Here is a 14,927-nt window from a genome sequence, read left to right as displayed (position 1 = left end):
TTCAGGCTCGAATTTCTTTTGACTCTTGGTTTTCTGTCAGCATCCCATCTACCAACTCGATCGTACGGTTACCGAAGGAGGCATTATGCTCGGAGTGAGTCACCTGTATGATGGTCATTCCCTGTTTATTCAGGTCACGAAACAGCTCCATGACCATGTTCCCTTGCTCAGAATGCAGATTACCCGTTGGTTCATCAGCCAGAAGTAGCTTGGGCTGTCCGATAATGGCACGGGCCACACCAACCACCTGTTGTTGTCCCCCGCTTAACTGTTCCGGGAAAAGATCCTTTTTGGCAACGATATTAAAACGATCCAGCATATCAGCCACCATGCTTTTCCGTTCCTTACTTTTCACTCCCTTGTAGATCAGAGGTGTCTCAATGTTTTCATACACCGTAAGCTCATCAATCAGATGGTATGCCTGAAATACAAAGCCGATATGATGCTTATGAATATCACTGCGCTTTCTTTCTTTCAGACGGCTCACCTCATCATTGATAAAGTAATATTCGCCGGCAGAGGGCTGATCGAGTAAACCTATTATATTCAGCAAGGTGGACTTACCTGCCCCACTTGGTCCCATGATCGTCATAAAATCACCCTGATCGATATCCAAATTGATATCTTTCAGAATGAATGTCCGCTGAAACCGGGATTCCACATACTTGTCAAGTTTCCGTAACCTGATCATAATTGGTTTTTGTTTCCAACCCTTAGCCAATAAATATGCCAAAGCATAAATATGGACTAAAATCAACTCAGGGAGGGTTTTGAGGTTAGTTGCCGTTCACCAGCGCGCAAAGAGTGTCCGATATCAGACACCTGTTTCAGATCCTTGGGATACGTTCAATTTGGAATGCAAAAAGGGTACCGGCAGAGAGACCGGTACCCGGTATACCACGAAATATCATTCGCTTTTCAGAGAATTCACCGGATTTGACCTGGCAGCTTTAAAGGACTGAAAGCTTACCGTAGTGAAGGCGATGAGGAAAGCCATTAAACCAGCCAATACAAATACCCACCAGCCAATATCTATCCGGTATGCGAAGCCCATGAGCCATTGGCCCATAACATAATAGACCACCGGAATAGAAATAGCGAAAGCTATAGCTACCAGAATCGCAAAGTCTTTACTCAGTAGTAAAACCAATTGTGAAACACTGGCACCTAATACCTTGCGGATCCCCACCTCACGGGTTCTTCTCTCAGCGGTGAATGCTGCAAGCCCAAAAAGGCCTATGCTGGCAATTACCACTGCCAGAATACTAAAGATCGTAAAGATGGTTCCCATACGTTCTTCCGCATCAAAGAGGCGTGCATATTCATCATCCACGAAGCGGTAAGAAAAAGGCTCGTCACCAGCATACTCCCCCCAAAGCCTGCGCAGCTCTGCCAGATGCGGGGCCGGATCGCCGGCAGGTATCCTTACCGCCAGAAAACTGCCTGCTTCATTTAACCTGAGTAATAAGGGAGTAGCAGGCTGCTTTAGCGTCTCAAAGTTAAAGTCCTCTACTACTGCGATAACCTTCATCGGTGTAGGAGATTCACCCTCAAATGAGATAATATGTTCGCTCAGAGGATCACTAAGGCCAAACTCCTTCACTGCCGCCTGGTTTAAGATAATCGCAGCCGTATCAGTAGCAAAATCCCTGCTGAAATTGCGCCCTTCTACCAGCCGCATGTCCATCGTCTCAAGATAATCATAATCCACACTGTACACGGCTACAATATGGTCTTCCATTACCCCTTCCTTCCTGAAAATAGATTTATTCCGGATCTCAGGCAGCGCATTATTTGAATAAGTAGCCTCTGAAAAATGGGTAGAACCAGTTATTGCCTCTTTAAAGGCCACCCTGTTACCCTCCAGTCTATGCACCTGCGAGAGAATGATCAGATTTTCCTTATCAAAACCAATGTCCCTGCCTCTTGTATATTCTACCTGTCTGTATATGAGCAATGTACTTACAATGAGAAAAATGGAAACAAAAAACTGGAAAACGACCAGTCCATTCCGTATCCCCCTGGACCGCATACCGGTAGTAATCTGTCCCTTGAGCACAGCCGCCGGATTAAAATGGGATAAATAAAATGCCGGATAGCTCCCCGCAAAAACCCCCACCAAAATCACCAGCAAAGCAATCCCTACGATAACCTCCGGCTGCATCAACATGCTAACCTCTAATTGCTTACCTGATATTTCATTAAACATGCCCAGGCACAAAGAAGTAATTATAAGTGCTATAAACGTGGCTATGATGGTGATAATGACTGATTCCGCGATGAACTGTATGATCAAATGACTACGAAAAGCACCGAGAGTTTTTCTGAGACCAACCTCCTTTGCCCTACCTGCTGAGCGGGCTGTAGCCATATTCATGAAGTTAATACACGCTATCGCGATAATGAAAAGCGCTACTGCAGAAAAAATATAGAGATATGACCTGTTGCCACCTACTTCCGGATTATCACTGATAAAGTCATCTAAATGAATAGCCGCCAGTGCCTGCGGGTGATAGCCGTATTTATTCCCCGACTTCTTAAACTCCTCCATTGTAGTATTAAATGCCTGTTCTACCAGAGGGCCCAGATGTCTTTCAGTCATTTGACCAAGTTTTTCATCCAGTACAGCCGGGTCCGTACCCTTCTCTACCAGCAGGTATGTATACAACCCATTACTAAACCAGTTCCCTTCCTCTTCGTGAATGGAGGCAGGCATAGAATAAAGCAGATCAAAATTGATATGACTGTTAGATGGTGGGTTTTCCACCAGTCCTGTAATCTTATAAGATGTATTAAAATCCCCTACTACAAGCGTTTTACCCAGTACATCATAGCTATCGAAGTACTTTTGTGCCAGGCGTTCGCTGATCACCGCCGTTTGAGGCTCTGTCAGGCACGTGTTGGCATCCCCTTTTAAAAGGTGAAAATCAAATACACTAAAAAAAGAAGAGTCCACCATCATCACATTATCCTTCTCAGTATAGACCTTGTCACCGAACCGGACCATTTCCTCCCCCACAGTCCTTATTCGAACAAAGGATTTTACCTCCGGCAACTCATTCGTAGCCGTAGGCCCTACTGGTGGTGAGCTCACTGCCACGTCCAGCTCCTGGCCAGCCATCTTCCCATTCAGCCATATACGGTAAATTTGTTCGTGCTTACTATGAAAGGTGTCGTAGCTCAACTCCTGATATACAAATAGCAGGATAATAAGCCCGCTGGCGAGCCCTATGCTCAAGCCCATAATATTCAATAGGGAATAGAATGCCGTCTTCCGCAGGTTGCGGAAGGCGACCGTAATAAAGTTTTTCAGCATGTTAGTAGTTTTAGGTTCTATTCATTCCGCAGCGTATCGGCAGGATTTACCGATGCTGCTTTATACGAATGGTAACTGACAGTAAGGGCTGCTACTATAAAAGCTGCCACTCCCGCCAGGACAAAAATGAGCCAGTTAAGCTCAACATGGTATGCGTAGTTTTCCAGCCACCCGGACAACAGGCTGTAAGTGAGCGGCACCGCTACTATAAAGGCTATGATAACTAACAGGGCAAAATGACTCCCTATCAGGTAAACCAATTGCCCGACTTCCGCTCCGAGTACCTTCCTGATACCAATCTCTTTCCTTCGCTGTTCTGCCGTGTAGCTGGCTAATGCAAAAAGCCCCAGCCCGCTAATGAAGATAGCCATGAAGGCGAAGTAATTCACCAGCGTACCTATAAGAGTCTCACTCTTGTAAGTCTTCTCAAAGTTCTCGTCCAGGAAATAATAGTCAAATGGATAGGCCGGCTCAAATTTCTTCTGAAGATCACCCAATTCTGCCAGAGTCTTCTCCATACGGTCACCGGATATTTTGGCAACCACTGTAGAAGGCATATCCGGAAAATAGGTAAGCACAAGAGGCTCAATTGGTCTATGAAGACTATTGCTATGGAAATCATTTACGATACCAATAACCGTTCTATCCTCCCCCCAGAAAGAAATCACCTCCCCTACCGGATCCTCAAGCTTCATCCGGTTTACAGCCTCTTCATTCAGAATAATCGCTGTTGTATCCGTAAGGCGATCATCAAAAGAGCGACCATACTTCATTGTCATCCCGAAAGTTTCCACTGCACCCGGGGTTATTGCCAGATGATCGAACAGAATATTCGATTCAGGATCTTTGCCAGGCCAATCTACCCCCTGTGTACTATTACCCACATTAGTAGGTAAGTGCATCGTCATCGCAAGATTGGCAACCCCATCAATCGTTAACGCCTCTTCTCTAAAGGTAGAGAACCTGTTTTTTACCTCATCCGGGGCCATAAAGTAAATCACGTTTTCACGATCCAGGCCAATATTCTTTGTCTTAATATACTGCACCTGCTGCCTGATCACGAATGTACCCGCGATAAGAGCTATTGATAGAGCAAACTGAAATACAACCAGCCCCTTTCTGAAAAAAGCAGCCCCTTTACCCGTACGAAAACTGCCTTTTATAACACTGATCATATTGAAACGACTCAGAAAAAAGGCAGGATAGGCACCCGCAAAAAAGGATGTACCCGAAACCAGAAGTATAAGCGCCAGATAAAAACGGAAATCCGTCAGAGGCAGCCCTATCTCCTTACCCGTAAGCTCATTGAACGACGGTAATAGAAAATATACCCCTGCCAAGGCAAGAAAAGTCGCTATTAGTACGATCAGAAACGACTCGCCCAAAAACTGTCCCATCAGCATTCCCCGTGTCGATCCTACTACCTTTCTCACCCCCACTTCACGAGCCCGGCGTGCCGATCTGGCTGTCGAGAGATTCATGAAATTGATACAGGCAATAAGGATAATGATCAGTCCGATGATAGTAAATAGTTGCACGTATTCTATTCGGCCACCGCCACGTATGGTCTCGGTGAACTTATCGTGCAAGTACATATCTTCAACGCTCTGAAGGAACACCTCTACCACCGAGCCCTCATTGTGCTCCTTAATGATCATGCGGATCTTTTCATTGATCTGCGCAAGCTGCCCGGCCTGGTGGGTAAGTACGAAGGTTCGTATACCGTTATTCCCCAGGTCAAGCAACCAATCATTGCCAGACAGATATACATCAAAAGGCAGGATAAACTGGAAAGTAAGAGAGCTATTGGCGGGAGGCGTTTCCACCACCGCCGTCACCTTATATTCATCCGTCTCATTTACCCGGATGGTTTTCCCTAATACCGACCCCTCGTCGGGAAACATCTTATCTGCCAGCTCTTTGGTAATCACCATTCCATGACGCCCCGCCAAAGCCGATTCTGCTGAGCCCTCCACCACAGGAAAACTAAACAGAGTCAGAAAATCAGGATCAGCATAGAACCCGTTATCCCAAAAGCCTACCTCACCCACAGATAGCAGTTCCTCACTATTCCAGGTAATTCTGGTTGCATTCTTTACCTCGGGAATTTCTTCTTCCAATAATTCAGCTAACCCTCCGGGAGTAGACTGAAAGGTAAAAAACTGATCAGGATAAATCTGATCTTCCATTACCCGGTACAACCGGTCACCCTTCTCATGGAAATTATCAAAACTTACTTCATCTGCCACCCAAAGAAATATCAACATACTGGTGGCAAGCCCAATAGCTAGCCCCGCTATATTGATAGCCGCGTACCCTTTGTATTTTAAAAGGTTACGGTAAGCAACTTTGAAGTAATTTTTCAGCATCGGTGTAAGGTACTGCGGAGGGTTAGCGGGTAATGATTTCCAGAGAGCCTATACCGGCATTCACTTTTATATCAAGCTCAGGCCCGTTTCCATTTTGGTAATATTTTCGCCCCCTTCTTTCAAGTGAGGGCGCCTCTACATTACCCAGGCCACCATTTACCTTTAGTTCAATGTCAGCATCTTCCGGAAGAATCAACGTAAGATGCCCGATACCACCGGATACATCAATGCGGCAATCATTCTTCCACTTACCGGTAAGATCCAGCTGGATATCACCTACCCCTGCTTCAATCTTAAGGCGTTCAGGAGATGAGTTTCTCAAGTCGATATTATTTTCACCTGCACCCATCGTAATATCCACATTTCGCAGGTTAAAATCCGAGAGGTCGAGTGTACTCTCACCCGCACCCAGCATGATATCCACATCCTGAGGGATACGCCTGTTCAGTTTAATATCCCATTCATCGTGCATATCATTATCACCAAAGTGAATATCTACATCCTTTTCATGCCGGATTTGAATAACCCCTCTATCCCCCTCTTCATTATAGTCGATAAAGAGATTGTCCTTTTTATCAACTTGAAAACGGCTGTCCAGAACGTAATCATCAGTGCCATTCACAGTTAATACTCCCGCACCCATTTCAATATTCGTCTTTAATGTCTGAATATCATCCGATAATGATATAGTGCGTGTAAATACATCAAGGTCGCCCGGCTTATTGTCATTATCCCAATCCCGTTCCACCCGGATATCACATCCAGTTATACAGCATATAACCGCTAAAGCACCTAGAGAATAAAATAATCTTTTTTGCATACTCATTCAGGAATGTTTTCCTGGTATCAAACGAATGTTATGCCAAACCCTAAATCTTGGTTTAAAGCCAGCATAGTGCAAATTCCCCTATCACAAATGTTCAAATCCGGACACTCCTGTTCACAAACAGGACAGCATTTTTCCACTGGCCTTTTTAAATAAAAAAGAAGCTACCCACAGTTGAATAGCTTCTCAAATATGCAAATTTTGTTTATTAAATTCTAACCCTTCATGCCCGCCAGTGCTTTAAGTTTCTTCACTTCTGTACGGTGCCGGAAAACAGCAATCGTTAGTAGTGTGAGCAGGATCACCCCCAAAGTACCAAACAACCACGTAGTACGTAAGTCCTTTTCTTGCTTGATAGCAGCCTGCTGTATCTGATTTTCCGCATTAAGCCTGCTTATCTCCCGGTTCTTTTTCTGCAGCTCATACTGATGCTGCATGGTGATAAGCTCATTATTTCTGTTTTCTTCAAGAAGAGCCATCTGCAGTGAAGTAAACTTTTCCTGATAGTACAGAGCCCGCTTAATGTTACTCTTTTCTTTATACAAAGAGGCAAGCTGACCATAGGTGGCTACAAGGCTTTGCCGGTCTCCCCTATCAGATTCTATTTCCTCGCACTTTTTATAAAGAGCAATGGCCTCATCCAGCTTCTTACGCTCCTGCATGATGTTAGCCATATTAGCATAGATATCAGAAATAGCTGCCTGATCGTCCATACTGGATCTGACTTCAAGAGCCCGGTTATAATAGACCATAGCCTCATCCGGCCGGTTATCATATCTTAGAAGAATGCCAATATTCTCATAAATAGAAGCGGTAAGGGCAGCCTCTTTATCTGATTCACTATTGTCCTGCAGTTGCTTTAGAGCAAGATGGTAATAGCTGGCAGCCTCTCTGTACCTGGCGGCCTCTTTAAGGGCTACCCCCTTATTGTTGTAGGCCGAAGCTAGCTTATAAGGATTATCCATACCCCTGCAGGTAGCAATAAGTTTATCATAATAGCTAATGCTAATATCTATACTGCCTGCACGTTTATGTAAGAGGGCAAGGGCCTTAAATACAGAAGCCTTACCTGCCATATCGCCCGCAGCCTCCCGTATTCGAAGGCATTTGACATAATAAGTCTGAGCGTTGCGTTCATTCCCCAGTTTGGAAAAGAGCAGGCCGATATTATAATACATATTTGCCGACTCCTTCTTGTGATTAAGAGACTCGAATATCTCTGTTGCCTTCAGGTAATAATTCAAGGCCTGTTCGAAGTCACCCTCACGGTAGAATACCACTCCCGAGTTACGATAAGCTACAGCGAGACCCATTTCATCAGCCATATCTTTCATGACCTCATGGTAGCGCTGAAGGCTCAGAAGCCCCGGTCCTGTAGGGTATCCGTCCGACATGTAAAGCTGGGTGAGAGCCAATAAAGCATCAGCTTCAGCCTTCAGGTCCTCCTGCTCACGCGCGAATTCGATCTTTTGCTTCAGACGACTTACCTCCGGACTTTCGTGCGTGGATTCAGACGGATTAGACTCCGTCCCACCTTTATCACTTTGATCCCTGAGGTATTCTATATTGCCGGACATTATATAGTCATCCATTCTATTACCAGACTGAATGACAGTAACCACGTCCTCCTCAGAAGCTATAGCAGGAGACGCCAAAAACAGACCTAAACCTAGCAACCATATCTTTTTGCTGGTTGTCATAAAGTATATGTTGGTAGAAAGGTCTTATTAACCTCTGCGGGTTTGTCTGCTGTTTATAGAGTAATCGATAGGAATTTCATTTGAGAGACCAGGGGCGTCCTCTTTTTCCTCACTGTCTCTGTCCACCTGTCCGGTACCACCTGTGATATAGAGGCTCTCTGCATCGCTCAGTGTATAATCTGCAGAAAGAGAGGAAAATGAAATAGAATTGAGTTTCATATAGCTGATACTTTTTTAAAGAGTAATGTTTCCAAAGTTAATACAAAATTAGATTTGTCAAAACTCGACACATCCATCCTAATTCGATTCCATTATGGCAACTAGTACTGTTTCACCATGGTTTTTACCAAAAACCTCCCACCCCACACCTACCTAACTCCCTAAATGTAACTGACCATTAAAGCTTTATTTAGCAAGAGCCTCAGAAATCATATAATAATGAATAAGTACTATCTTATTAGATAATAGCTTCGTAACGAATGTGGAAAACAAAGACCTGCTAAAAGCAAGGATCGCACCACCCCTAGAATAACCGGTAACATAGTTATATCCAACTGTGTATAGTGATACCCGATTATTATCTATAAAAAGGAAGCCCCCTAAACCTTCCTTTTTCTCTTACAATCCACTCTACCCCTATAGGCCCCGTATAAGCATTAATACAATCTCCCCCAATTTTAACACACCCATTTTTTTTGTACTTTTGCCACATTCAAGCATTAAGCCAACCTACCCTGCCGCCAACTTATTCACTCCATTAATGCCCTTTCTCCTTCGCTATTTCCTCGCTTCTGCTTCGCTACTCCTTCGCTTTGAGTATATGTTGAGGATAACTCGGCTATAAGTCAGATATATCCCTCACATTGTAGAGTGCATCTTTGTAGTATTCCAATAATACCTCACCTACCCCACCCTTCAAATACTTTTTATCAAAGCAATTATTCTTACAGGAGTGTAAGATATAGGGCCATCTTAAGTACAATTCCACCAACCCTACACCGTTTTTTTATGTAAATTGCTATCGGAAAATAGCACCAAGCATTCCTTTCCTTTCTGAACCTTATATTCATGACCGAAGAAACACACAACCCTCTTTCCATTAGGTGGTTAGGCTACCTGTTATTGGTACTTCCATTCATTTTTAACATTGGTTGTTCCTGCTCAGATAATGAGGCAATCGGTGATCAGACAGATAATCAGCCTCCCGCTTACAATGCCTACATATCAGCCTATACCTCCGGTATGGTAAGTAGCCGCTCAGGCGTTCAGGTAAGATTTACCAAGCCCATTGCTGATTCAAGTATGATCGGGCAGCCATTTCCTCAAAAAGCCATTGATTTTTCCCCTGAAATAGACGGGCAGTTAGTCGCACGCGATCTCTACACCCTCGATTTTCAGCCAAACAACCCATTACCCAATGGGCAAAAGTATGAAGCAGAAGTAGCAGTAGATGAGCTTTTCGAAGACGCAGAAGATGACGAAGAAGAATTCTTATTCTCTTTTCAGGTAATGCCTCAAAGCATCAATCTTACCGTAACAGGTATAGAACCATACGAACCAAAAAACCTGAGTAAACAAAAATTACTCGGCGTGCTGTCTACTGCAGACGTAGCAGATAATGAGGAGGTGGAAAAAGCATTAGCAGCCTTCCAAAACGGTGAAAGGCTGGCCATAGAGTGGGACCATACCAGTGATAACGCCCACGACTTTATTGTTCAGGATGTAATTCGGGCTGAAGAGGCCGGCAAAGTCACACTGAAGTATAATGGCCAGACTATTGGTACAGATGAAAACGGGCAAAAAGAAGTAGAAATACCCTCCCTTAAAGACTTTAAATTGCTAAACACCAACCTGGTTCAGCAACCCACCCAGTATATCTCTCTTCGCTTTAGTGATCCCCTCAAAGAAGACCAGGATCTCCGTGGGCTCGTAACCATCCAGGGCGCCGGAGCCCCAAGGATAAGTACCGCCGGCAACGAAATTCGCGTCTACCCTTCATCAAGACTTACAGGTACCAAGACCATTACAGCCAGCAAAGGCATTCAGAATATTCTCGGTTACAAACTCGGACAGAATCGTGAGGTAGATATCACCTTTGAGCAGGAAAAGCCAGGGGTAAGACTCGTGGATGACGGTACAATAATTCCCTCCACCGAAGGCACCAAATTTCATTTTGAAGCAGTTAGCCTGAATGCCGTTGAGATCAGCATCATAAAGATCTATGAAAATAACATCCCCCAGTTTCTCCAGGTAAATAGCCTGCAGGGCAACAACCAGTTAAGAAGAGTAGGGCAACCCATACATAAGAAGGTAGTTCTGCTAAATAACAAAGGAGTGGCCGACCTCTCTAAGTGGAACCTGTTTACAGTAGACCTCTCAGAAATGTTTAGCGCAGAGCCTGGTGCCCTCTACCAGATTACCCTGGGCATGCGTAAAGAGTTTTCAGCGTTTTACTGCGAGGGACAAACCAGTGACACCAAAACACTTACCGAAAACACTCAACTCGAGGAATGGGACTCACCGGCTGAAACTACCTACTGGGATGATTATTATTACTACCCCGATGGCTACTCCTGGCAGGAAAGAGACAACCCCTGCCATGTTTCCTATTATACAGCCAATAAACACGTTAGCACAAACCTGCTGGCCAGTAATCTCGGTATCACGGCAAAACGGGGAGAAGGTGGCAAGAAAGTAAATGTAGCCATTGCTGACCTCAGAACCACCGACCCTATCCCTAACGTCGGGCTTACCGTTCTCGACTACCAATTGCAGAAAATAGGTCAGGCCCGGACAGATGCTAACGGACTTGCCGTCATAAAGGTCTCTCGTACCCCTTTTGTGCTGGTGGCTGATAATAACGGTGAAAAGGGCTACCTGAAAATGGATGATGGCTCCTCACTCTCACTCAGCAACTTCGAAGTACGGGGCAGCGCCGTAAGAGAAGGACTAAAAGGATTTATCTATGGGGAAAGAGGTGTATGGAGACCTGGAGACTCGCTGCATATATCATTTATGCTACAGGACGAAGCTGGTACGCTGCCTAAAGAACACCCCGTGGTATTTGAACTTCATAACCCAAAAGGCCAGACCGTCTCACGCCTGGTAAAAAACAATGCCCCCGATAACCTCTTCGTATTTAATACCACCACACCTCCAGATGCCCCCACAGGCAACTATCAGGCAAAGATCCAGGTTGGAGGGGCAACATTCAGTGAAAGGATCAGGATCGAGACAGTAAAGCCCAATCGACTAAAAGTAAAAGTAAATTGGGATAAGGAAGAAATTTCTCAAACAGACATACCCGTCAGAGGGACTTTGCAGGCCAACTGGCTTACAGGCCCAGCCGCAAGAAACATGAAAGGGGAGATGGAGGTTGTATACCGCCCTGTCAATACAACCTTTAGCGGGTATTCAAATTACACCTTCGATGACCCCGCCCGGCAGTACGAAGCTGAACCCGAACAATTCTGGGAAGGCACTACAGATGAGGATGGTAAGACACAGGTTACCCTCGATGAAACCCCCGAAAACCCGCCCGGCAAGATGATGGCCCGGTTTAGCGGCAAAGTCTACGAGCCCGGAGGAGACTTTAGTATTTTCAGAGACGAAATCCCCTATTCCCCTTACTTTTCATATGTGGGACTCAAAGCACCCGAAGGAGACTTCAGAGGCATGCTACTTACAGACACCTCACATGTGATCGATATAGTAGCACTCAATGAAAGTGGTAAGCCAATAACCCGTAACGTAGACATAAAATTATACAAGCTTAACTGGCGCTGGTGGTGGGATAATACCGAATCAAGCATAGGAAGCTATATCTCCAACCAGTCAAATTCATTAATTGAGACCGCTTCCGTACGGCTCACCGATGGTAAAGGCCGATGGAGATTCCGTATTGACTATCCCGAGTGGGGGCGCTATCTCGTAAGAGTTTGTGATCCCATCTCAGGGCACTGCACCGGCAAGACCATTTACCTCGACTGGCCCGGCTGGGCAGGCAGACAAAAGCGGGAATATCCCGACGGAGCGGCTATTCTTTCCTTTTCTACAGATAAAGAAACCTATCAGGTCGGAGAGCGTGTACGGCTCAATATCCCCGGTAGTGCCGATGGACGTGCCCTCGTATCTATAGAGAATGGCACCTCAGTCCTGAAGCAATACTGGGTGGAAACCAAAGCAGGAGAAAATATCACCTACTTTGAGGTAGAAGAGGGCATGGCACCAAACGTCTATGCACATGTAAGCCTCATTCAGCCCCATAGCCAGACAGCCAATGACCTTCCTATAAGAATGTATGGCGTAGTACCCGTAAACGTAGAAAACCCGGATACTAAATTATTCCCTCAACTGGAGACAGCTGCTACCTTTGAACCGGAAAAAGATGTCACGGTAACCGTAAGTGAGAAAAACGGGAGGCCCATGACCTATACGCTGGCCGTGGTAGATGAAGGGTTATTAGACCTCACCAACTTTCCCACACCCGTACCCCATGACTACTTCTATGCAAAAGAGGCTCTGGGAGTAAAAACATGGGATGTCTATGATCAGGTAGTCGACGCCATGGGTGGCAGAACCGGACGCCTGCTGGCAATAGGGGGTGACGGTGAGCTCAACAAACAAGGGAATAAAAAAGCCCAGCGCTTCAAGCCCGTTTCTAAGTTCTTTGGCCCCTTTACTATCGGATCCGGTGATGAAGAAAGCCATACCTTCCGCATGCCTAACTACATAGGATCTGTACGCGTAATGGTGGTGGCACGTCAGGGAGATGCTTACGGGCAAGCCGAAAAAGCTGTCCCTGTAAAAAAAGACCTCATGATACTCGGCACACTCCCCCGAGTAGTAGGCCCCGGAGAGGAAGTCAGTTTACCTGTCACAATTTTTGCTTCTGATAAGATAGGTGACAACGTGTCTCTTAAGGTTAAAACAGGAAGCCTCCTTACCGTTACCGGTGGTGGAAGTAAAAACGTCGCCATGTCAGGGCAAGAAGAAAAAACTGTAAACTTCAGGCTAAGGGCTCCTGATCAGACAGGCATCGCCAAAGTACAGGTAGAAGCTTCTGGAGGAGGTAAAAGCGCCACCTGGGAGATAGAACTGGATGTACGCAATCCTAATCCCATGACCACCCGGGTAAAAGAAATTTACCTCGAACCCGGAGCGTCATGGCAGGAGACTGTAGAGGCAATAGGTATTGATGGCTCTAATAGTGCCACCCTTGAAGTTTCCTCCATCCCGGCTATTAATATGCAGAAAAGGCTTCAGTACCTGATCAGGTACCCCTATGGCTGCCTCGAGCAGACCGTATCTAAAGCGTATGCCCTCCTGTTTATACCCAAGATCACCGAAGTCACCCGGGAAGAAGAAAGCAAAGCCAAAGAGATCATTAAACAGAGCATCAGTCGCCTACCTGGATTCCAGATGGGAGATGGTAGCTTTGAATACTGGCCCGGATCTGGCAACAGAAACGACTGGGTCACCAGCTACGTGGGGCATTTTATGATCGAAGCCAGGAATAACGGCCACTTTGTGCCAGACTACCTGCTGCAGAAATGGGCTGATTATCAATACAAGGCCGCTTCATCCTATAATGGAGGAAGCCAGTACGATAATTACGGTCGCAGTGACTTTATACAAGCCTACCGCCTATATACCCTTGCATTACATAATACCCCCCACCTGGGCGCCATGAACAGATTGCGCGAACAGGCATCCCTGAATGATATGAGCCGGTGGATGCTCGCTGCCGCTTATGCCGCAGCAGGCCAGCCCGAAGCAGGCAGTCGCCTTGTAGCCAACACCAATAAACAAGTAGCAGACTATCGCGAAATGAGCTTTACATTTGGTTCTGCCACCAGAGATGAGGCCATCATTCTGGAAACCCTTATGAGACTCAATGACAAAGAAGAGGCCTTCATTGTACTTAAGCGAATAGCCGAAAAAATGGGTAATGGTAATTACTGGATGAGCACACAGGAAACCGCTTTCTCACTCGCTGCCATAGCCAGGTTCCTGGGAGACAGAAAGCCATCCCCTATCTCATTCACCTATTCACATAAAGGCAGTAATGCAGATGTTTCCGCTGATAACCATCTCATAACCCGTGACCTCGGCAGCAGCAATCCCGCTGGCCCGGTATCCGTTCGCAATACCGGAAACGGTGGCATATTCGTAAGGCTTCTAATGCAAGGCAAGCCTGCCAGAGGCATGGAAATCGAAAGCAGTAATGGCGTAAGGCTTAGTATGCACTACCAGGACGCAAACGGCGCCATCATGGACCCTGCTGCAATTCGGCAGGGAGAAAACTTCACAGCCGTAGTCACCGTGTCAAACCCCGGTACCAGAGGCTACCTCCGGGAAATGGCCCTCACCCAAATTTTCCCCAGTGGCTGGGAGATTAGGAATATCCGCCTGGAAGGACTCGAAGATGTATATGAACAGGGCGAGTTTGATTATCAGGATGTTCGCGATGACAGAGTGAATACCTTTTTCGACCTCGCTCCCGGAAAAAATAAGACATTCAGAGTATTGCTCAATGCCACCTACGAAGGAGAGTATTACTTGCCCGCCATCAATTGCGAAGCCATGTATGACAAAAGTATATCGGCGACTATACCGGGTAAAGAAGTTAAAGTAGTCGATGTTACAGGCAATCCATAAGTCAGCCGCTTATCAGATGTAAGCACCGAATCTACTATTTTGGCTTTTATATGTGG

At 45.8% G+C, this 14,927-nt stretch carries 7 protein-coding genes; 1 reads left to right on the top strand and 6 read right to left on the bottom strand.

Going from position 1 to position 14,927, the window contains the following annotated elements:
* Position 1: 1 nt before the first annotated feature.
* The 6 genes from AB9P05_RS15220 to AB9P05_RS15195 all read right to left on the bottom strand — a co-directional run bounded on the left by AB9P05_RS15220 (position 2) and on the right by AB9P05_RS15195 (position 8,430).
* The gene (locus AB9P05_RS15220) at positions 2–691 is read right to left on the bottom strand and encodes an ABC transporter ATP-binding protein (protein ID WP_371909687.1); all 690 of its coding nucleotides are present in this window, start codon (positions 689–691) and stop codon (positions 2–4) included.
* Positions 692–907: 216 nt separating this feature from the next.
* The gene (locus tag AB9P05_RS15215; RefSeq protein ID WP_371909686.1) at positions 908–3,316 is read right to left on the bottom strand and encodes an ABC transporter permease; all 2,409 of its coding nucleotides are present in this window, start codon (positions 3,314–3,316) and stop codon (positions 908–910) included.
* 17 nt (positions 3,317–3,333) lie between these two features.
* Complete coding sequence (locus tag AB9P05_RS15210) at positions 3,334–5,685, bottom strand: ABC transporter permease (protein ID WP_371909685.1); 2,352 nt, start codon at positions 5,683–5,685, stop codon at positions 3,334–3,336.
* 22 nt (positions 5,686–5,707) lie between these two features.
* The gene (locus tag AB9P05_RS15205; protein ID WP_371909684.1) at positions 5,708–6,433 is read right to left on the bottom strand and encodes a toast rack family protein; all 726 of its coding nucleotides are present in this window, start codon (positions 6,431–6,433) and stop codon (positions 5,708–5,710) included.
* Between the two features lie 293 nt (positions 6,434–6,726).
* Positions 6,727–8,211 (bottom strand): tetratricopeptide repeat protein, encoded by a 1,485-nt coding sequence (locus AB9P05_RS15200; protein ID WP_371909683.1) that lies wholly within the window; start codon positions 8,209–8,211, stop codon positions 6,727–6,729.
* A gap of 27 nt (positions 8,212–8,238) precedes the next feature.
* Positions 8,239–8,430 (bottom strand): hypothetical protein, encoded by a 192-nt coding sequence (locus AB9P05_RS15195; protein WP_371909682.1) that lies wholly within the window; start codon positions 8,428–8,430, stop codon positions 8,239–8,241.
* Between the two features lie 849 nt (positions 8,431–9,279).
* Here AB9P05_RS15195 and AB9P05_RS15190 point away from each other — a divergent pair.
* Entirely contained in the window at positions 9,280–14,871 is a 5,592-nt protein-coding gene (locus tag AB9P05_RS15190; protein WP_371909681.1) for an alpha-2-macroglobulin, read from the top strand.
* Positions 14,872–14,927: the final 56 nt, after the last annotated feature.

This window comes from Roseivirga sp. BDSF3-8, assembly GCF_041449215.1.
Taxonomy (GTDB): domain Bacteria; phylum Bacteroidota; class Bacteroidia; order Cytophagales; family Cyclobacteriaceae; genus JBGNFV01.
The sequence above is the reverse complement of the archived record's forward strand: the minus strand, read 5'-3'. Positions and strand labels throughout refer to the sequence as shown.

Coding starts and splice junctions, on each gene's coding strand:
- AB9P05_RS15220 (WP_371909687.1), bottom strand. CDS start 691: ATGATCAGGTTACGGAAACTTGACAAGTATGTGGAATCCCGGTTTCAG.
- AB9P05_RS15215 (WP_371909686.1), bottom strand. CDS start 3,316: ATGCTGAAAAACTTTATTACGGTCGCCTTCCGCAACCTGCGGAAGACG.
- AB9P05_RS15210 (WP_371909685.1), bottom strand. CDS start 5,685: ATGCTGAAAAATTACTTCAAAGTTGCTTACCGTAACCTTTTAAAATAC.
- AB9P05_RS15200 (WP_371909683.1), bottom strand. CDS start 8,211: ATGACAACCAGCAAAAAGATATGGTTGCTAGGTTTAGGTCTGTTTTTG.
- AB9P05_RS15195 (WP_371909682.1), bottom strand. CDS start 8,430: ATGAAACTCAATTCTATTTCATTTTCCTCTCTTTCTGCAGATTATACA.
- AB9P05_RS15190 (WP_371909681.1), top strand. CDS start 9,280: ATGACCGAAGAAACACACAACCCTCTTTCCATTAGGTGGTTAGGCTAC.